Annotated in this window: 19 protein-coding genes; 3 read left to right on the top strand and 16 right to left on the bottom strand. The window is 59.8% G+C overall.

The features are described 5' to 3' along the window. Positions 1 to 47: 47 nt before the first annotated feature. From glmU to pcsA, 12 genes are all read right to left on the bottom strand, one after another. Positions 48 to 1,409 carry a bifunctional UDP-N-acetylglucosamine diphosphorylase/glucosamine-1-phosphate N-acetyltransferase GlmU gene (gene glmU / locus AB6803_RS06890; protein WP_371108174.1) on the bottom strand — a complete coding sequence of 454 codons (1,362 nt, stop codon included), beginning with the start codon at positions 1,407 to 1,409 and terminating at the stop codon, positions 48 to 50. A 100-nt stretch (positions 1,410 to 1,509) separates the two neighbouring features. Beyond that, the gene (locus tag AB6803_RS06895) at positions 1,510 to 2,256 is read right to left on the bottom strand and encodes a FadR/GntR family transcriptional regulator (protein ID WP_371108175.1); all 747 of its coding nucleotides are present in this window, start codon (positions 2,254 to 2,256) and stop codon (positions 1,510 to 1,512) included. Between the two features lie 16 nt (positions 2,257 to 2,272). Continuing rightward, positions 2,273 to 3,241: a galactofuranose ABC transporter, permease protein YjfF gene (gene yjfF / locus AB6803_RS06900; protein ID WP_371108176.1), complete on the bottom strand. Its 969-nt coding sequence runs from the start codon at positions 3,239 to 3,241 to the stop codon at positions 2,273 to 2,275. Then, a complete protein-coding gene (locus AB6803_RS06905; protein WP_371108177.1) occupies positions 3,238 to 4,266 on the bottom strand; it encodes an ABC transporter permease in 1,029 nt (342 codons plus the stop codon). The genes yjfF and AB6803_RS06905 overlap by 4 nt, the downstream gene beginning before the upstream one ends. Next, positions 4,263 to 5,786: a galactofuranose ABC transporter, ATP-binding protein YtfR gene (ytfR, locus tag AB6803_RS06910; RefSeq protein WP_371108178.1), complete on the bottom strand. Its 1,524-nt coding sequence runs from the start codon at positions 5,784 to 5,786 to the stop codon at positions 4,263 to 4,265. Before ytfR ends, AB6803_RS06905 begins: the two co-directional genes overlap by 4 nt. A 128-nt stretch (positions 5,787 to 5,914) precedes the next feature. Then, positions 5,915 to 6,877 carry a galactofuranose ABC transporter, galactofuranose-binding protein YtfQ gene (ytfQ, locus tag AB6803_RS06915; RefSeq protein WP_371108179.1) on the bottom strand — a complete coding sequence of 321 codons (963 nt, stop codon included), beginning with the start codon at positions 6,875 to 6,877 and terminating at the stop codon, positions 5,915 to 5,917. A gap of 147 nt (positions 6,878 to 7,024) precedes the next feature. Continuing rightward, on the bottom strand, positions 7,025 to 8,110 hold the full coding sequence (locus tag AB6803_RS06920; protein ID WP_371108180.1) for a BMP family ABC transporter substrate-binding protein: 1,086 nt from the start codon (positions 8,108 to 8,110) through the stop codon (positions 7,025 to 7,027). A gap of 49 nt (positions 8,111 to 8,159) precedes the next feature. Beyond that, the gene (locus tag AB6803_RS06925; RefSeq protein WP_371108181.1) at positions 8,160 to 9,080 is read right to left on the bottom strand and encodes an ABC transporter permease; all 921 of its coding nucleotides are present in this window, start codon (positions 9,078 to 9,080) and stop codon (positions 8,160 to 8,162) included. Then, complete coding sequence (locus AB6803_RS06930) at positions 9,077 to 10,171, bottom strand: ABC transporter permease (RefSeq protein ID WP_371108182.1); 1,095 nt, start codon at positions 10,169 to 10,171, stop codon at positions 9,077 to 9,079. The genes AB6803_RS06925 and AB6803_RS06930 overlap by 4 nt, the downstream gene beginning before the upstream one ends. Next, on the bottom strand, positions 10,161 to 11,735 hold the full coding sequence (locus tag AB6803_RS06935) for an ABC transporter ATP-binding protein (protein WP_371108183.1): 1,575 nt from the start codon (positions 11,733 to 11,735) through the stop codon (positions 10,161 to 10,163). The genes AB6803_RS06930 and AB6803_RS06935 overlap by 11 nt, the downstream gene beginning before the upstream one ends. Before the next feature lie 40 nt (positions 11,736 to 11,775). Beyond that, positions 11,776 to 12,756 carry a quinone oxidoreductase gene (locus AB6803_RS06940; RefSeq protein WP_371108184.1) on the bottom strand — a complete coding sequence of 327 codons (981 nt, stop codon included), beginning with the start codon at positions 12,754 to 12,756 and terminating at the stop codon, positions 11,776 to 11,778. 12 nt (positions 12,757 to 12,768) lie between these two features. Further along, entirely contained in the window at positions 12,769 to 13,494 is a 726-nt protein-coding gene (gene pcsA, locus AB6803_RS06945) for a phosphatidylcholine synthase (protein ID WP_153365672.1), read from the bottom strand. Positions 13,495 to 13,708: 214 nt separating this feature from the next. On the opposite strand from pcsA, the gene AB6803_RS06950 reads away from it, so the two are divergent. Beyond that, positions 13,709 to 14,911 carry a UbiH/UbiF family hydroxylase gene (locus AB6803_RS06950; RefSeq protein WP_371108185.1) on the top strand — a complete coding sequence of 401 codons (1,203 nt, stop codon included), beginning with the start codon at positions 13,709 to 13,711 and terminating at the stop codon, positions 14,909 to 14,911. On the opposite strand, the gene AB6803_RS06955 is transcribed toward AB6803_RS06950, so the two are convergent. The 4 genes from AB6803_RS06955 to AB6803_RS06970 form a co-directional block, all read right to left on the bottom strand. Then, positions 14,888 to 15,850 carry an AEC family transporter gene (locus tag AB6803_RS06955; protein WP_371108186.1) on the bottom strand — a complete coding sequence of 321 codons (963 nt, stop codon included), beginning with the start codon at positions 15,848 to 15,850 and terminating at the stop codon, positions 14,888 to 14,890. The two genes, AB6803_RS06950 and AB6803_RS06955, sit on opposite strands and share 24 nt — an antisense overlap. 52 nt (positions 15,851 to 15,902) lie before the next feature. Continuing rightward, entirely contained in the window at positions 15,903 to 16,655 is a 753-nt protein-coding gene (locus tag AB6803_RS06960; RefSeq protein WP_371108187.1) for a cytochrome c biogenesis CcdA family protein, read from the bottom strand. 177 nt (positions 16,656 to 16,832) lie between these two features. Beyond that, positions 16,833 to 17,348, bottom strand: a complete 516-nt coding sequence (locus AB6803_RS06965; RefSeq protein ID WP_371108188.1) for a hypothetical protein — start codon at positions 17,346 to 17,348, stop codon at positions 16,833 to 16,835. 107 nt (positions 17,349 to 17,455) lie between these two features. Then, positions 17,456 to 17,668 carry a DUF982 domain-containing protein gene (locus AB6803_RS06970; RefSeq protein WP_353619635.1) on the bottom strand — a complete coding sequence of 71 codons (213 nt, stop codon included), beginning with the start codon at positions 17,666 to 17,668 and terminating at the stop codon, positions 17,456 to 17,458. Positions 17,669 to 18,171: 503 nt separating this feature from the next. On the opposite strand from AB6803_RS06970, the gene AB6803_RS06975 reads away from it, so the two are divergent. Both AB6803_RS06975 and AB6803_RS06980 read left to right on the top strand, forming a co-directional pair. After that, positions 18,172 to 19,509 (top strand): tyrosine-type recombinase/integrase, encoded by a 1,338-nt coding sequence (locus AB6803_RS06975; protein WP_371108189.1) that lies wholly within the window; start codon positions 18,172 to 18,174, stop codon positions 19,507 to 19,509. After that, positions 19,506 to 20,129, top strand: a complete 624-nt coding sequence (locus tag AB6803_RS06980; RefSeq protein ID WP_371108190.1) for a hypothetical protein — start codon at positions 19,506 to 19,508, stop codon at positions 20,127 to 20,129. The genes AB6803_RS06975 and AB6803_RS06980 overlap by 4 nt, the downstream gene beginning before the upstream one ends. Positions 20,130 to 20,145 lie beyond the last annotated feature (16 nt).

Here is a 20,145-nt window from a genome sequence, read left to right on the forward strand (position 1 = left end):
ACGGTCACTTTCGATTTCTGACCGTTACGCGACCATAAGCGAAATACTTAGTGGCTGCCCTTTTTTGCTGCCTTGATGGCCAGGGCTTTTTCGCGGATGAGTTTGGCGCGGCCGGGCTTCACTTCCTGGCGCGCGCGGCCGAAGGCAAGCGCGTCGGCGGGAACGTCCTCGGTGATCACACTGCCGGAGGCGACATAGGCATTGTCGCCGATACGCACCGGCGCAACCAATGAGGAGTTGGAGCCGATGAAACTGTTGGCGCCAATATGGGTCTCGTGCTTGTTGACCCCGTCATAATTGCAGGTAATCGTGCCGGCGCCGATATTGCTGCCGGCGCCGATCGTAGCGTCGCCGATATAGGTCAAATGGTTGACCTTGGCGCCCTTGCCGATCTTGCCGTTCTTCACTTCGCAGAAGTTGCCGACCTTCGAACCATCTGCAAGATCCGCGCCGGGGCGCAGCCGTGCAAACGGACCGACCGTGGCGGTGCCGCTGACATGGGCGCCTTCGATATGCGAGAAGGCATGGATGACCGCCCCGCTGTCGATGACAGCGCCGGGGCCGAAGACGACGTTCGGCTCGATCAGCGCATCCTGGCCGATCACCGTGTCATAGGCGAGGAACACCGTTTCCGGTGCGATCATCGTGACGCCGAAAAGCATCAGCTCATGGCGGCGACGCTCCTGCCAGAGGCGCTCGATGAATGCGAGCTCGGCGCGGTTGTTGCAACCGGTCATTTCCACTTCCGGCGCGTCAACGGCAACGGCGCGGCCGCCGAGCGAGCGGGCGATTTCGACAAGGTCCGTCAGATAGTATTCGCCCTTGGCGTTGCTGTTACCGATGCGGTCAAGCAGATCGAGTGCCTTACGGCCGTTGATCGCCATCAGGCCGCTGTTGCACCAGGTCACCGCCAGTTCGGCATCGGTTGCGTCCTTCGCCTCGCGGATGGCGATCAACTCGCCGTCCTTGACCAGCAGCCGGCCATAGGCATTCGGATTTTCCGTGTGAAAGCCGATGACGACGATATCGTTGCCGTCGGCAAGTCCCTTTCGGGCGGCACGCAGCGGCACGTCGGTGAGCAACGGCACATCGCCGTAAGCGACGATGATATCGTCATAGCCTCGGGCGATTGCCTCGCGTGCGGCAAGCACGGCATGGCCGGTCCCCAGACGCTCCTTCTGCAAATAGGCCTCAACCTCGATGCCACCGATATCGGCGGCGGCAGCCACCTCCTCCGCATTGCGGCCGACAACGAGGGCGGCGGCGGAAATATCGGTCCTGGCGATCGCTTCCATCACATGCGCGATCATCGGACGGCCAGCGATCGGATGCAGCACCTTGGAGACCGACGACTTCATGCGGGTGCTGTCACCGGCGGCGAGGATGATGGCAAGGCAGGTGCGTTCCATTTCAAGCTCCGAAAGATACGACTCGGCGAGGCCTATGCAGGCCTTACCTCCTCATAGCAACTAGTTGAATGGGGAACTACGGCGAATTTGGATATGGCGCTCAAGCATCCGCAAGCGCCGCGAAGGCTTCCAGCACATGCTGGCGGCCATCGAAAATGACGAACTCCATCGCTTTATACGCGGTCGGTCCGTCGTGAGCCGCGATGGCATCGACAATGGCCATATGCGTATCGGCAATATTGGCGAAGCCGTTGCTGGAGGGAGGTGCGCTCATGCGGAACATTCCGACCAAAGCGGCTTCGATCAAGCCACCGAGCGAGCGCATGAAGGGATTGTGGGACGCTTCGGTGACTGCCAGGTGAAAATGAAGGTCGGCAAGCGCAAGGCTGTCCGCCGTATGTTCCGGCGTGGCCATCGCCAAGGCCAGCCGCCGCAGCAGATCGATTTCTTCCGCGCCGGCCCGCTCCGCCACCAGACTGGCGGCAAAGGGCTCGAAGGCCAGGCGGATGTCGTAGAGGTGAAGGAGAAACTCTTCGTTGACGCCGCTTTCGAAGTGCCAGGTCAGCACCTCGTTGTCGAACATATTCCAGTGGATCCGCTCGGTGACCCGGGTGCCGACCCTGGCGCGCGGGACGACCAGTCCTTTCGCCGCCAACGTCTTCATGCTCTCGCGCAGAACGGTCCGCGATACCTTGAACCGCTGCAGGAGATCGCTGTCGCCCGGAAGGATGGTGCCGATCGGAAATACGCCCGCCACGATCGCCTTTCCGAGATCATCGACGACCTGAGCATGGCTCGTTCGTGATTTTCCCTGGGATTTCCGTGTCTCCAGCAATCTGCCGCGCAACCGCTCTGTCCTTCCCTTAGGCGTAACGTCGATTGAAACGGGAAAGCAACAGAAGCCCCTTCTGCATTAGAATAAATGCAAAAAGCAGCAGCCCGATCAATATCTTCGTCCACCAGCTGGAAAGTGTTCCGTCAAAGGTGATGTACGTCTGGATCAAGCCCTGTATGAGAATTCCGATCAGGGTCCCTCCAACGAACCCTGCTCCCCCCGTCAACAATGTTCCGCCGATAACCACCGCGGCGATGGCGTCAAGTTCGACACCGACCGTGGCAAGCGAATATCCGGCGGATGTATAGAGCGAAAAAACGATTCCGGATAGACCGGCCAAAAAGCCCGACAAAGCGTAGATCTGCATCGTCGTGCGCGCGACCGGAACGCCCATCAACTGCGCCGTCTGCACACCGCCGCCGAGCGCATAGACATTGGCGCCAAAGCGGGTGCGATGCGCCAGCAGGATGCCAGCGGCAAAAACGATGAGCATAACGCCGCCGATCACCGTCAGGCGACCGCCGCCCGGCAGCAACAGATACATATCGCTGAGCTGCGAATAGAAATCATGACTGATCGGGATACTGTCGATCGATAGGACAAAAGCGATGCCGCGCGCCAGGAACATCCCCGCCAGCGTGACGATGAAGGGCGGCATGGCGAGGTAATGGATGATCGAGCCCATGCCTGCGCCGAAGGCCGTCGTGATCACAAGAACAATTGCGAAGGCGACCAGCGGATGAATCGAGGTATCGCGCAGGACGATCGCCAGGAAAACGCCGGTAAAGGCGATGACCGAACCGATCGACAAATCGATACCGCCGGAGATGATCACGAAGGTCATGCCGACAGCGGCAATTCCGAGAAATGCATTGTCCGTCAGCAGGTTACCAACAACTCTTGTCGACAGCATGGTCGGATACTGCAGCGCGCAGCCAGTGTAGGCGAGGATGAAAATGACGATTGTCGCAAGCAGCGGGAGATATTTCGAATTCACTTTGCCTGCTCCTCATGGATCATCTGGGTCTCGCCACGCCGCCGCCACAGGAATGTCGTGACGGACTGAAGGGCCGGAGACTGGATGACCAGAATGATGATGACGATGACGGCCTTGATCACCAGATTGAACTCCGGCGGGAAGCCGGACAAAAGGATGCCCGTATTGACCGACTGGATGATCATCGCGCCGATCAATGAGCCGACAATGCTGAAGCGGCCGCCGAGAAGGGAATTGCCGCCGACAACCACGGCCAGGATCGCGTCCAGCTCAAGCCAGAGCCCGGCATTGTTGGCATCCGCGCCCTTGATATCGGCGGAAACGATGATGCCGGCGATGGAGGCACAGAGGCCGCTCAGCGCATAGACGGCGATCAGCAATATCGGCGTCTGGATGCCGGACAGCGTGCTGGCGCGGCGATTGATCCCGATCGCCTCGACCAACATGCCGAGCGCCGTGCGCCTGACGAGCAGGATGACGGCAAGCCCCACTGCCAGCCAGACGACGACGGGCATAGGCAGCCAGGCAAAGGATCCGCTGCCGAAGAAGATGAGCCCGTCATTGTTGAAGGTCAGGATGACGCCTTCGGTGATCAATTGCGCGATGCCGCGGCCCGCGACCATCAGCACCAGTGTCGCGATGATCGGTTGAATGCCGAGAACCGCGACTAGAAATCCGTTCCACAATCCGCAGGCGATCCCGACACCGATGGTCAGCATCAGCGTGTAGGCGAGCGAACCTCCGGCAACGATCGTCGATGCCGCAACGGCGCCGCAAATTGCGATCACCGCGCCGACCGAGAGATCGATGCCCTTGGTGGCGATGACCAGCGTCATGCCGATCGCCAGAAGCGCCACCGGCGCACCGCGATTGAGGACGTCGATGAGGCTGCCGTACAATCGACCGTTCTGCACTTCCAAATTAAAGAAATGCGGGAACATGATGAAATTCAAGAGAAGAATGGCAGCCAAGGCAATGAGCTGCGGCATCAATCGAAACAAGGATGCCTTGATCTGGGAACTCATGCGTCCTCCCGCTTGCTCTGCGCCGTGGCGATGGCATCGACGATATGGCTGGCGGTTATTTCGCTGCCGGTCAACTCTGCGATATGTTCGCGATCGCGTAGCACGATGACGCGGGAACTATAGGCCACGAGCTCCTCCAGTTCGGAGGAAATCACCACCAGCGACATACCCTGCCGGCAGAGATCCTCGATCAGGCGGATGATTTCGGCATGCGCGCCGACGTCGATGCCGCGTGTCGGTTCATCGAGAATGAGGAAGCTCGGGTTGGTCGCCAGCCAGCGGGCCAGAATGGCCTTCTGCTGATTGCCGCCGGACAGGAGCCTGATCGGCTTTTCGCGGTCGGTGGTTCGAATATCCAGAGCCTTGATGTAGCGGTCGGCGATCGCGTTCTGTTCGCCGCGTGACAGCGGGCGTGCCCAGCCACGACGAGCCTGGAGCGCCATGACGATATTCTCGCGAATGGAAAGATCGCCGATGATGCCATCAGTCTTGCGGTCTTCCGGGCAGAAGCCGAAACCGTTCTTGATGGCGGCGCGTGGTGACGAAAGGGTCACCGCCTGCGAATCGATCCTGGCCTCGCCGCTGTCGGCACGCTCGACGCCGAACATGACCTCGGCGGTCTCCGTGCGCCCGGAGCCGAGCAGGCCGGCAATCCCGACCACTTCGCCGACGCGAACCTCGAGATCGAAAGGCTTGATCTTGCCGCGCTTGCCGAAGTTGGTGAAATGATATTTCGCAGGGCCGCTTTCGCTGGCCGCCTCCTTCACGCTCGCCTCGACTTCGGCAAGTTCGCGGCCCAGCATCATCGCAATCAGGGTCTGGCGTGACAGTCCCTCTGCATCGCGCGTGCCGACCAGGCGACCATTGCGGAGAACGGTAATGCGGTCGCAGATCTCATAGACTTGCTCCAGAAAATGCGTAATGAAAACAATTCCTAATCCGCGCTGCTTCAAATTTCGTATAATGCCGAAAAGCATGGCGACTTCCTGGGTATCCAAGCTCGCGGTCGGCTCGTCGAGGATGAGAACCTTGCCTGAGAGGTCGACGGCACGCGCGATCGCGATCACCTGCTGGATCGCGACGGAGAAACGGTCGAGCTGGCGGCTGACATCGATGTCGATGCCGTATTGCGACAACAGATCCTTCGCCATGGCGTTCATCGCGCGGGTGCTGATCATGCCGAAACGCTTCGGCTGGCGGCCGAGAAACAGATTCTCCGCAACGCTCAGATTGGCGAGGAGGTTCACCTCCTGATAGACCGTGCCGATACCGAGCTTCTGCGCCGCCAGCGTGTCGTGCGGATCGATCTCGGCGCCGTCGAGAGCAAGGCTGCCGGCGTCGCGACGGTATGCTCCGGTCATGCATTTGATGAGTGTTGACTTCCCTGCACCGTTTTCACCGAGAAGCGCATGGACCTCGCCTCGCCGCAGCGTGAAATCGACATGGTCAAGGGCGGTGGAACCGGGAAAATATTTGCAGAAACCAGTCGCGGTCAGAAGGCGCTCGACATCGTGAGCCATGGAGCAAGAATTTCCTTGGATTGAGCGGTATAAAAAACGCGGAACTGCCGTTCGCATCGCGCATCGGCAATTCCGCGCCGAAAAACCGCACCGACCGGTTTCCCGGCCGATGCGACCCGTTTTTTAACTCAGTAGCCCAGGTCTTTCTTCGCTTCGTAGACCTTCTCCGGATCGTCAGCCTGCGTATACAGCTTGGACTCGGTCTGGATCCACTTCGGCGGCTCCTTCTTGGTCTTCAGATAGGCGTCGAGCGCATCGAATGCAGGACCGGCCATGTTCGGCGTCAGTTCCACCGTCGCATTCGCTTCGCCAGCCGCCATGGCCTTGAAGAGATCCGGAACCGAATCGATGGACACGGTCAGAATGTCCTTGCCCGGCTTCAGGCCGGCTTCCTTGATCGCCTGGATGGCGCCGACGGCCATGTCGTCATTGTGAGCGTAGAGCGCACAGATATCCTTGCCGCCGTTCTCCGCCTTCAGGAAGCTTTCCATGACTTCCTTGCCCTTGGCGCGAGTGAAGTCGCCCGTCTGGCTGCGGACGATCTTCAGGTTGTCATGACCCTTGATGGCTTCCTCGAAGCCCTTCTTGCGCGCGATCGCCGGCGACGACCCAGTGGTGCCCTGAAGCTCGACGATGTTGCACTTCTTGTCGCCGACATTCTTCACCAGCCAGTCGCCGGCAACCTTGCCTTCGTGGATCTGGTCAGAGGTAACGGCGGTCAGATACAGATCCTTCGGCGCATTGATCGTGCGGTCCAGCAGAATGACCGGGATCTTGGCTTCCTTTGCTTCCTTCAGAACGGAATCCCATCCGGTCTCCACGACCGGTGTCAGCAGAATCGCGTCAACACCCTGCGCGATGAAGGAGCGAATCGCCTTGATCTGGTTTTCCTGCTTCTGCTGCGCGTCGGCAAACTTAAGATCGATGCCGCGCTTCTTGGCTTCCTGTTTGGTCAGCGTCGTTTCCGCGGCCCGCCAGCCGGATTCCGAGCCGATTTGCGAGAAGCCGACGACGAGATCCTTTGCCGATGCCGACGTAAACATGCAGGCGGCAAGAATGGTGGCACTCACCAGTGCAGTCTTCAATTTCATGATATCCTCCCAATGGGCCATCTCCTGAGGCCACGGAGAAAAAATCATATAGTAATACTTTTGTAAATCGACATTCGTTGATGCAGCGCAACAAAAAAAGGGCGCCATCGGCGCCCTTCTTCAACTTTTGCGATTTCCGCCCGTTTTTTACTTCGAAGCCGGCAGCTTGTCGTCGACGCCTTCGATGTAAAAGTTCATGCCGAGCAGCGTGCCGTCATCGGCGCGTTCGCCGGCCTTCAGCCAAACCGTGCCGTCCTGCTTGTTGATCGGGCCGGTAAAGGGCGCGAGTTCGCCGGACTTGATCTTGGCTTCGGTCTCCTCGGCCAACTTCTTCACGTCGTCAGGCATGTTGGTATAGGGCGCCATCGTCAGGATGCCGTCTTTCAGACCGTCGAAGCTCTGCTCGGACTTCCAGGTGCCGTCGAAGAAGGCATGGACGCGCTTGATGTAGTAAGCGCCCCAGGTGTCCTCGATCGCGGTCAGCTGCGACTTCGGGCCGGCGGCAATCATGTCGGAGGCCTGACCGAAAGCCTTGATGCCGCGCTGTTCGGCAACCTGCATCGGCGCGGTCGTATCCGTGTGCTGCGTCAAGATATCAACGCCCTGGTCGATCAGCGCCTTGGCGGCGTCGGCTTCCTTGCCCGGATCGAACCAGGTGTTGACCCAGATGACCTTCATCTTGAAGTTCGGGTTGACCGACTTGGCACCGGCTTCGAAGCCGTTGATGCCCATGACCACTTCCGGGATCGGGAAGGTGGCGATGTAGCCAGCCGTGCCGGTCTTCGACAGCTTGGCGGCGATAACACCGCTGATGTAGCGGCCTTCATAGAAGCGCGAATTATAGGTCGCGACGTTGTCGGCCGTCTTGAAGCCGGTGGCGTGTTCGAACTTCACCTTCGGATACTTCTTGGCGACAGCGATCGTCGGATCCATGAAGCCGAAGGAGGTGGTGAAGACCATGGCGCAGCCGGAGCGGGCCAAGCGCTCGATCGCGCGTTCGCTATCGGGGCCTTCCGCAACGTTTTCGAGGAACGGCGTTTCGATCTTGTCGCCGAACTCCTTTTGCAGCGCCTGGCGGCCCTTGTCATGTGCCTGCGTCCAGCCGCCATCGGTCTTCGAGCCGACATAGATGAAGCAGATTTTCGTCTTGGCGGCGGCTTCCGCCGAGGTGGCGGCGCCGATACCGACGATCAAGGCCGCTGTGGCGGCGAGTGAAATTGCTAGTTTCTTCATAGTAACCCCTGTTGGTTGGAAGGTTTCCGATAACCCGTCTTTTGATTATTCATCGATCCGGCACGAAAGGCTTGCCGAGCGATGCTGGCGTGTTGATCAACGTCGCACGCCGATTTTGAGAGATAATGACCAGGACGACAACCGTGGAAAGATACGGCAGCATCGAGAGAAATTGTGACGGCACGCCGATGCCGAATGCCTGCGCGTGCAGTTGCAGGATGGTGACGGCGCCGAAGAGATAACCGCCGATGAGAATACGCCACGGACGCCAGGACGCGAAGACGACCAAGGCAAGCGCAATCCAGCCGCGGCCACCGGACATGCTTTCCGTCCATTGCGGCGTGTAGATCAGTGATAGCTGAGCGCCGGCAAGCCCCGCACAGGCGCCACCGAACATGACGGCGAGATAGCGGGTGCGGATGACATTGATGCCGAGCGCATGCGCCGAGGCATGATTGTCGCCGATGGAGCGAAGCTTGAGGCCGTTGCGGCTGCGGAACAGGAACCAGTTGACCGCGATCACCAGGATGATCGACAGATAGAAAACAATATCCTGCTTGAACAGCACGGTGCCGATATAGGGTATCTGCGACAGGACCGGGATTTCGATCGGCAGCAGGCGGATTCCCGGCACGCCGACATAGCCTTCGCCGATCATGCCGGACACACCAAGCCCGAGGATTGTCAGCGCCAGGCCGGTCGCCACCTGATTGCTCACCAGGGTCAGGGTCAGGAAAGCGAAAAGCAGCGAAAACAGTGCGCCGGAGGCCACACCGGCAACGAGGCCGATATAGGGGTTGCCGGTGACTTGGGCAGCGGCGAAAGCGCCGACCGAACCCATGATCATCATGCCCTCGACGCCGAGATTGAGCACGCCGGCGCGCTCCGTCACCAGCTCGCCGATAGCAGCGATGACCAGCGGGGTAGCCGCCGTGATGATGGTCAGAAGAACGGCTTCGAAAAAGGTCATGCCGCGCCTCCGGTCTTGACGTGTGCTCGCGACCGGACGAAGCGAATCTTGTAATAGATCAGCGCGTCGCAGGACAAGACGAAGAACAGCAGGAAACCCTGGAAGACGCTGGTCACCTTATCGGAAACGCCGATGCTCAACTGCGCGCCTTCACCGCCGATATAGGTCAGCGCCAGCACGAGGCCGGATGCGATCAGACCAAGCGGATTGAGGCGGCCGAGATAGGCGACGATGATCGCGGTGAATCCGTAACCCGGCGAGATCGACGGTTGCAGGTGGCCGATGGTGCCGGAAACCTCGGAGATACCAGCGAGGCCGGCGAGAGCGCCGGACAGCAGAAACGCGAACCAGACCATCTTCTTCGGGGAGAAGCCGGCGAAACGCCCTGCCCGCTCCGACTGCCCGAGCACGACCACCTCGAAACCCTTCAGCGTGTAGCGCATCATGAACCAGAGAAGGATCGCCGCGACGATCGCAAAGACGAAACCCCAATGCGCGGTGATGGTGTCACCCCAGATCGGCGGCAGGACGCCTTCCGGAACGAAGTCGCGCGTTCCATAAAAGCCGTGGCCATCCGGATTGCGCCAGGGTCCGCGCGTCAGCCAATCCAGGAAGAGCTGGGCGACGTAGGTCAGCATCAGGCTGGTCAGGATTTCGTTGGTGTTGAAATGCGTCTTCAGAAGTGCCGGGATGGCGGCATAGAGCGCACCGCCAATAGCACCACAGATCATGATCAGCGGCAGCAGCAGCGGCGAATGCCAATCGTAGAAATAGACGGGAATGATGGAGCCGAATATGGCGCCGACGCTATATTGGCCTTCCGCGCCGATATTCCAGTTGTTGGAGCGATAGCAGACCGACAAGCCTACAGCGATCAGGATCAGCGGCCCCGCTTTCTTCGCCAGCTCGTTCAGCGACCAGGGATCGAATAGCGGCTCGATGAGCAGGGCCTCGAGCGAGTCCAGCGGATCCTTGCCGAGCATCCAGAACATGATGCCGCCGGCGATCAGCATCAAAACCAGCGCGAGCAGCGGCGATACGAACCCGTAGAGCTTTGACGCCTGCGGGCGCTTTTCGAGTTCAATGCGCATGCGCGGGCTCCGAATGGGTTTTGGATTCGTGCAGGCCGCCCATCAGCAGACCAATCTTCTCCCGCGTCAGCTCGTTTGCCGGATAGGCAGGCGACAGCCTCCCTTCGGAAATCACCGCTATGTCGGTCGCCACCTCGAAAATCTCGTCGAGATCCTGGCTGATGACGAGCACGGCCGAGCCGCTGCGAGCGAGATCGACCAACGCCTGACGGATGCGGCTCGCGGCCCCCGCATCGACGCCCCAAGTCGGCTGATTGACGACCAGCACGGTCGGCTGGCGGTCCAGTTCACGGCCAACGATGAATTTCTGCAGGTTGCCGCCCGAAAGCGCACCGGCGGCCGGGTCTTCACCGCTCTTGCGCACATCCATGGCCTCACAGATGCGCTTGGCCGCTTGCTTGACCGCGCCGTGACGGATCACCTTCAGGAAACCGCCGCCGAGAAAGGCCTTGCGATCCGATTCAGCGCGGGCAAGCACCAGATTGTCCGACAGTTTCAGGCCCGTCACCGCGGCATGGCCCTGGCGCTCCTCGGGCACGAAACCGGCGCCAAGCAGGCGGCGCGCATTGATACCCTTGGTGCCGACGGCGTGGCCGCGCACATGGATCAAATCTTCGGAAATCACGGTATGCTCGCCGGAGACGACGTCGAACAGCTCCCCCTGTCCGTTGCCGGCCACGCCTGCAATCGCCAGAATTTCACCGGCGCGGACGCGGAACGAAATATCCTTCAGCGAGATGGCAAACGGCGTACGTGCGGGCACCGAAAGACCGGCGACCTCCAGCTGGATATCACCCTTCTTGCCAAGGCCCTCATGCTGAACGCTGGCAACATCGCTGCCGACCATCATCCGCGCGAGCGAGCCGGTCGTTTCCTGCCTGGGGTCGCAGGCGCCCGTCACCTTGCCATGGCGAAGCACGGTGGCGCGCGAACAGATCCGCTGCACCTCCTCCAGACGATGGCTGATATAGAGGACCGAGCGGCCTTCATCCCTGAGCTGGAACAGCGTCTCGAACATGCGGTCGGCTTCCTGCGGCGTCAGCACCGAGGTCGGCTCATCGAGAATGATCAGCTTCGGGTTCTGCAACAGCGCTCGCACGATCTCGATGCGCTGGCGCTCGCCAACGGAGAGATCGGCGACATGCGCATGCGGATCGAGCGGCAGGCCATAGGCGCGCGACAGACTGGCGGCCTCCTCGACGATCTTTCCGATCGGAACGCTGTCATCAAGGGAAAGAGCGATGTTCTCGGCAACCGTCAGCGCCTCGAACAACGAGAAATGCTGGAACACCATGCCAATGCCGAGCTTGCGCGCAGCGCCCGGCGAAGCGATGGATACGGGCTTCCCCTGCCAGGCGATCTCGCCAGCAGTCGGCTCCAGAACGCCGAACAGCATCTTCACGAGAGTGGATTTGCCCGCGCCGTTTTCACCGAGCAGCGCGTGGATCTCACCCGGCTGGATTTCCAGATCAATTTCATTACAGGCAGCAAAGCTACCGAACAGCTTCGTCAGTTTTCGAACCGACAATAACGCACCGGCTGCCGGCATATCGGATGACGACACGTTCCCCTCATTTCTTTCCCAACAATCCGCCCTTTTGGATCTATGGGATCAGCAGCGTAGTTCCACTCGTTTTTCTTGATTCTAGATCCGAGTGCGCGCGCCCTGCATCGCTCAGCGGATAGGTCTGGCTGATATTGATACGCACTTTGCTGCTTTGCACAACAGCAAATAATGCTTCCGCACTGGCTCTCAACTCCTCAGGGGTGCCGACATAGGCGAAAAGACTTGGCCTTGTGGCGAAAAGCGAGCCCTTCTGATTGAGGATGGCAAGGTTAAAATTCTCTATCGGACCGGAGGACTGACCGAAGGTTACCCACAGGCCACGCGACTTCAGGCAATCGAGAGACTGTGGAAACGTATCCCGACCGACCGAGTCATAGACGACATCGACGCCCTTCCCGCCGGTGATCTCCTTGACGCGATCGGCGAAGTTTTCGCTGCTATAGTCGATGACATGGTCATAGCCATGCTCAAGCGCCAGCTTGACCTTCTCCGGCGAGCCGGCCGTTCCGATCACGGTGGCGCCAAGCGCCTTTGCCCATTGTCCGGCGATCAGTCCGACGCCGCCGGCCGCCGCATGGAACAGCAACACGGTTCCCGGTCCGACCTTGAAGGTGCGGTTGAGCAGATACTCCACCGTCATCCCCTTCAGCATCATCACACCGGCGGTCTCGAGCGGAATATCGTCGGGAACCTTGACGAGATGGCGGGCCTCGATATTTCGCTCGACGCTGTAGGCACCGTCACTGCCGACATAGGCAACGCGATCGCCAACGGCAAAGTCGATCACCCCGGGGCCAATGGCGGTGATCGTGCCGGCCGCTTCCTTGCCCAGCGGCAGCGGGAAATACGGCGCTTTGTAGAGTCCCGAACGGAAATAGACGTCGATGAAATTCAGCCCGATCGCGGCGTGGCGGATCTGCACTTCGCCGGCGGCCGGTGGGAGTAGGTCCACCTCCTCCAGCTTCATGACTTCAGGACCGCCGTTTTGATGGATGCGAATGGCCTGGGTCTTCTTCATGACGCGCAAATCCTATTGACGCCCGAGGGATGGGAAAAACTGCAGCACGCCTCCGATGCAATAAAGATAGATGCCGCTGAGGACGAACAGGACAACGGCCCAGTGCGGCATGACGAAGTGCATCAGCAGCGAATAGACACCGAGCGCTGACCAGAACAGGAAGATGCCGAGATTGAGCGGCCGCAGCCGCTTGACGCGCACCGGATGCAGGAAATTGATCGGCAGGAAAGTCAGTACGACGGAGACGCCGACGATGATCATGGCGGTCGTCGCGTTGGCACCGATGACGAACAGCGTGAAGACCACCATGTTCCAGACGACGGGAAAGCCGGAGAAGAAATACTCATCCGTCTTCATGCCGGTATCGGCGTAATAGATGGCGCTGGAAACGACGATCATGCCTGCGGCCACGAAGGACCATGGCTCGCCGATCATGCCGCTTTCATAAAGCGCGAAGGCCGGCAGCAGCACGTAGGTCACATAGTCGATGATGTTATCGAGCGTATCGCCGGACCAATTGGGCAGCACTTCCTTGACGCGGACCTTGCGGGCGATCGGACCATCGATACCATCGACGAGCAGCGCCAGGCCAAGCCACCAGAACATGTCGACAAAGCGATGCTCAGCTGCGGCGACAACGCCGAGAAAGGCGAGAAAAGAGCCGGATGCCGTCAATATATGTACGGAGAAGGCACGAATCTCCGCATAAGGCACCCGCTTGTAATTGAAGACTTTCATCCGCCCCACTGCTCGCCTTGCTTATTCACCTGCCCCGGCAGGCGATTTTTCTCGCTAATATGCATCCTTTGCCCGGCACCGCCAGCGCAAAAGCTCTATTTCCTGGGCACGCTATAGCGAGTTCCTGTCATTTTCACCCACTGCGATGTTTCATCCCATGGATTTCAACAGGCTAAGTGCTTATTTTCAGAGAGAAGACAAGTGAGGCATCGATATGAAGCAGGTTGAAGTGGCCGTCATCGGCGGTGGTCTGGCAGGCATGGTGGCCGCGATTGCGCTCGGGCGCGGCGGAAGATCCGTCGCACTGGTCGCAGCGCCCTATACCAAGACGGACCGTCGGACCACGGCACTGATGGACCAATCGATTCGCTTCCTCGAACGCCTGGCGCTCTGGGAAAAGATCGCGCCATCCACCGCCGCGCTGACGACGATGCAGATCATCGACGGCACGACCCGGCTGCTGCGCGCGCCGACTGTTTCCTTCCGCGCCTCGGAAATCGGCCTCGACGCCTTCGGCTATAATATCCCGAACGCCGTGCTGCTCGACAGCCTCAGCGAAGCCGTCAAGGCCGAGGGCAATATCACGCTTATCGAGACGACCGCTTCCGAGGTCGCCATCCGCGACGATGGCGTCACGATCACGCTTGAAGACGGCGACACTATCGAAGCGGCTTTCGTGGTCGGCGCAGATGGGCGCAATTCGATGGTGCGGGAAACGCTTGGGATCAAGGTCAAGAGCTGGTCCTATCCGCAATCAGCCATGGTGCTGAACTTTGCGCATTCCCTGCCGCATCAAAACATCTCGACGGAATTCCACACCGAGAGCGGGCCGTTCACGCAGGTTCCCCTGCCCGGCAATCGCTCCAGTCTCGTCTGGGTGCAGAAGCCTGAGGAAGCCGCCGCCAATGCGGAGAAATCGCTGGAAGACCTCGGCCGGTTGATCGAGGAGCGCATGCAATCGATGCTCGGCAAGGTCACGGTCGAGGACAATGTGCAGGGCTGGCCGCTCTCCGGCATGACGGCCCATCGCTTCGGCAAGGGCCGCGCCGCGCTGATCGGCGAATCCGCCCATGTTTTTCCGCCGATCGGCGCACAGGGCCTGAACCTCAGCCTGCGTGACATCATCGCTCTGACCGATATTCTTTGCGGTAGCGCCAATCAGCCGATCGCGGCCTCTACCGGCGACACTTTCGACCGCAAGCGGCGCACGGATATCATCAGCCGGACGACAAGCGTCGATCTGCTGAACCGCTCGCTTCTGTCGGACTTCCTGCCGGTGCAGATGCTCCGGGCTGCCGGCCTGCACGTCCTCTCGGCCATTCCGCCGCTGCGCAACGTCGTCATGCGCGAGGGCATCGAGCCCGGTGGCAGCCTGCGTGGATTCTCCTCGATGCTACGGGAAAAGCTGCGCCGGTAAGGTACCGGACTTGATCAGGTAGAGCAGTAGCGACACCGTCACCACGGAACATGCCGTGGTGATCAGGATGGTGGCGGACGCCCGCTCCTGCCAGACACCATATTGCTGGCCGATGACGAAAACATTCGTCGCCGTCGGCAATGCGGCAAGCAGCACCGCCGATTCGATCCAGATCGCATCGAAGCCTCCGACCATCTGCAGCATGAGATAGACCACTAGCGGATGCAGGATGAGCTTTGCCGGCACGATATAGCCGATCTCGGCCGGAATGCGTTTCAGCGGCCGAAGGGCGAGCGTCACGCCCATGGCGAACAGCGCGCAAGGGGCGGCTGCCTGAGCGAGATAATCGACAAAACGCTGGAAGGCGACCGGCTGGTGGACCGAAAGGGCAGCGGCGGCAAAGCCGAAGGCGGTCGACAGGATGAAGGGATGCAATAACACCTTCCTGGCGATATCGGCGGCAACCAGGCCGGGTGAACGCTTGTCACCACCCTCGATTGCCATCAGCGCCGGAGCGACGATGAAATGCAGCGCGTTTTCGAAGCAGACGATCAACGCGACGGGAACAGCGGCCTTTTCACCCAGCGCCAGCAATGCCAGGCCCGGCCCCATATAGCCGATATTGCCATAAGCGCCGGCAAAGGCCTGGATGGTGCTGTCGGCCAACGAGTTACGGCGCAGGACGCGACCGACCAAAAATACCAGCAGGAAGATCGAATAGGTCGCGGCGATGTCGCTGACGATGAAGTCGACGCGCGTCAGCTGGTCGATCGGCGTCTGCGAAACGAGCTTGAAGAATAGCGCCGGCAGCGCGGCATAGATGATGAAGGTATTGAGCCAGCCGAGCGCCTCGGCCGGCTGTTTTGTAACGCGTGCGGCAGTGTAACCAATCAGGATCAGGCTGAAGAACGGCAGCAACAGACCGACAATGTCTGCCATCGGACATTTTCCACTCTGATGATGAAAACAAGGACGGACGATGACGTCCGGCTTAGCCGATTTTCATCAGGATTGGAAAGGTCTGCTGGAACCAGATCGCCATATCGCTGACATAGCCGAAGATAAAGGCGAGGCCCGTGAGCACCAGAAACCCGCCCATGACCTTCTCGACGGTGCCGAGATGGCGGCGGAAACGGACCAGGAAGCTCATGAAGGCGCCGGAAAAGCCGGCGGCGATCCAGAAGGGAATAGCGAGACCCAGCGAATAGATGGCAAGCAGCCCGGCGCCGGCGCCGATCGTCTCGCGCGATGCCGCAACCCCCAGGATCGCTCCGAGCACCGGGCCGATGCAGGGCGTCCAGCCGAAGGCGAAGGCAAGGCCCATGATATAGGCGCCCGTCAGCGTCGCCGGCTTACCGCTACCTTGGAACCGCGCTTCACGCGCAAGAATGCCTAGCCGGAAAACGCCAAGGAAATTCAGACCCATGATAACGATGATCAGGCCGCCGATCTTGGAGAGGATATCGAGATGCTGGCGCAGCAGAAGACCGATCGACGAGGCGCCGGCGCCAAGCGCGATGAAGACGGTCGCAAAACCGAGCGTGAAGAACAGCGCTGAAAACAGCACATTGCCACGAACGCTCGGCCCGCTCGCCACTGCTGCTCCGCCACCACGAAACTGCTCGACGGAAATACCAGCCATGTAACAGAGATAAGGCGGCACCAGCGGCAAGACGCAGGGCGACAGAAACGAAAGTGCCCCGGCGAGCAAGGCACTTAGAAGCGAGATATCGGCAAGCGACACGATAGACTCCGGCTATGTCATTCAGCCGTCTTACTAACGTCGCGGGAGATGGAAGGCCAATCACCTTTTCGAGGGTGGTGCGGTGACAATGAACGCATTCGGCCGCGTCATGAATGTTGCGGTGGTCGGCAAAATTTGCCGGCGGTGTGTAGAGCGATCGCAAGGACCAAAAAGTAATTAGCGGGGGTGCGGCGCTGTTGAGATAGAAGGCAGACGAATATACGGATTAGTCCGATCATACGATATGTTAGGCTCCCCTTTTGCTCCTTTGATCAAATTGGGAATCAAGTGCCCTTGCGGCCCGAACATATAGTCGCTTCCTGCGCATAAATGCGCGAGAGTTCGAAAATCGAAATATCTGAATTGATCGTCGGCCAGAAACGCAGCGTCTTCGTATTCTTTACCGGTAATGCCGGAATAGCCAGAAGTTTTCAGGAATGCATTTCCTACCGCTTTATCAATTCTGGCGCCCGCGCACATGCTCCCGAAAACGCCTCCCAATTTGTATATTCGAAGTATCTCCGCATTCTTGTTCGGTAGCGGCTTCATAGCTTCCGATAGAAACCAATTGGTCGCTGGATCATTGGTCATCGTCTTCCGCCAGAACGAAGGAATATCGGCTGCCATGCAGTTCACGGCCGTGAAGCCTATCGCGATTGCGATAAAGGAAACATCTCTGAAGGCTCCAATCACGCACTCGCTCCGCCCATTTTTGTTGAATGCAAATGAGAGCAATCAACCGAGTCTCCGCAAGCAAAGCAAGAGCTCGGGTATGAGCACCGCCATGCCTCACCCTGATCTCATTGCAACAAAGACACCCCAGCCTCTTCTGCCGCCTTGATAAAGGCGTTTCGGGCGGCTTGCGGGTGAACGCGTTCCATGATCGCGTCGAGACAGGCCTGGATCGCAGTCAGATACGCTTCACCGTCCCTAATCGGCCAATGGTCCAGCAGCGTCTCCGTCGCATCCTGTGCCGTATTGACACGTCGATATCCGCCTGTGTCACTCATCACGAGCGTTACGGCGGCTGGAAATGGTCGCAAAGTGTTTCGTTCCAAAACGTATCACCTCAAAAGCGTAAAGACGCGAGTAACCTTGCAAAAGACGTTCCAGGGAATGCCGCCAACATTCTCAGGGTGGTTCGGGGCGCTGGGAAGCCTGAAGAGCTGATCAGGCAATGCGTCGATGTCGGAAATACGGCCGTTGCGTTTGATGACTTAACGCAGGTCTTTCGGTCGCCGTTATCCCAAGCTCAGAAAGATCAGTGTCTTTTGGATTAAGTTCACCAAACCGGTCACTTAAGGGAACCGTGGTGAGAGCGTCGGGGTTCGAACCCGAGACCTACTGATTAAAAGTAGGCAGGTACGGGAGCTGGTGGCGTTAGCCCAGAGCTGGAAAGAGCGTGTACATAATTGAAGATACTATCTTTTCTTGAAAACTCAGGTTAGTTTAGAGCTGGAGCGCGCGGGCTAACGCCGGAGCGCGCGTTAGCTGCAAGATAGCCCGGAGGCCCAGCATGAGCAAGCAGCCCGAGCCGAAGAAAAAGATTACCCGAGCCGTTTGGGAGAACGCCCAGCCTCACGAGGACGGAAAGACCACCCGCATAATCTGGGATGGCCGCCTCACAGGCTTCGGCCTGCGCATCCGCCCCAGCGGAGCCAAGGCGTTCGTCTACGTTTATCGCGCCAACGGCAAGCCGAAGTGGGCAACCATCAAGGCTACCTCGGCAGACGACGCCTTCGATCAGGCGACCGAGATGGCGAATCAGTACCACAGGGGTAAGGACCCTGTTGCCGAGCGAGAGGAGGCGCAGCGCGAGGCTGACCGCAAGAACAACGCCGCCACGGTGGGCTACATGCTCGACCTGTTCGTCGCCGAGCATGCGAAGTCGGAACTGGCGGAGAAGACGGCGGACGAATACGAGCGAGCCGCCGACAAGATACTCAAGCCGGAGATCGGCAAGATAAAGCTGGGGGCGCTGACCATGGAGGACGTCCATGCACTGTTCGACAAGCTCAGCAAGCGCCCGCGCCAGCACCGCAGCAAGAAGCCCAGCCCAAACGCCAAGCCCCTGCCCCCGGCCAAGGCGCAGGCCGAGGGCGCGATGCGGATGCTACGGGCGGCGCTCAACTGGTCGCGTAGCAAGAAGAAGACCGCGCTCTACGGCAACGCACTGCCGCCACCGCTGGACTTCAAGGAGCTTGGGCTGAAAGGTACGAAGCGGCGGACTAGGCTCTTCACCGAGAACGAGGTTGCGCGCCTTCTGGCGGCGACGGACAAGATGGAGGCCGACAAGCGGCTGATGCCCTCGATGGCGCTCGCCGTCCGGCTCATCTTCGCCCTCGGATCGCGCGCCGGGGAGGTGTGCAGGCTGAAGTGGAGCTACATCGACCGCGAGGCCGGGCTGATAATCTGGGAAAAGACGAAGACCGGACAGCTTGAGAAGCCAATAACGCCCGAGGTGGAGCGGCTTCTTAAGGCTGCTCCCCGGTTCTTCGGCTCGCCGTGGGTCTGCCCGGCGACGGACCCTGAGCTGCCGCTGCGTGTGGATGTTCTGGGGTCGGCTTTTAAGCGCGTAATGAAGGAGGCCGAGGTGGCAGCCGGATACGGAATCAGCTCGCACACCATCAGACACTGGTTCAGTACCAAGACCTACACCGACGCCGACCTGCCGATGGCGGTAGGCATGGCAGTCGTGGGCCACAAGTCGGTCGCCACGGCGATGCGCTACACCCACGTCAGCCGCGAGGTTCTGGCGGAGGCCGCGCGGTCGGCAGCGGCACGGCGCGAGCGCACCGTGAAGGAGGCGGCAAAGAAGGGTAAGGTGGTGCCTATCCGGGGAGGTAAGAAGTGACCGAAGACACAAAACCTCCGCCGTGGCCCGCGTACAACAACGAGGAAGGCAAGTCCCTACTGGCCGACTGGGTGCAGGATCGGATAGCGGACGCCTACGACGAGCTGTATGGCGCGCCCGAACTTGAGGGCCTGCTCCATTCGGAAAAAGAGATGTTGATCGCAGCATTCGGGTTGAAGGACTGGGCCAAGGTGGCGGTGCGGCTGCGCAACCCCGACGCAACACGCGCATTCGTCGGGGTGGTCGCGCACCTGATCGAGCTGAACGCCATGACCAACAGGACTAGCCTGTTACGTGACGACGATTTCAGTGATGCTTACACGCCACTGAACCGCCGCGATGACATACTGACCGCCCGCAACTGGCATGCTGTTCTGCGCGTGCTGCTTCACGATTACCCGGATATGGCCGGAAAGGGAAAGGGCAAAGAGGTCGAGTGGATGACGGTATGGCTCACCGCTGTTCTGCGCGGGGTCGAGGCGGGTAAGAAAGACACGGAGCTGTTTAACGACCGGCACAAGTACATCAAGAGAATGCTAAAGGCCGGAAAGGACGACCGGCGCAACCGTCTTGCCCGGCTCGTCCATGCGGTGCAGACGACCGTCGCAACGGACGACTGATCTAAAACCACGCGCG

Source organism: Rhizobium sp. RCC_161_2 (genome assembly GCF_041355235.1).
Taxonomy (GTDB): Bacteria; Pseudomonadota; Alphaproteobacteria; order Rhizobiales; family Rhizobiaceae; genus Rhizobium.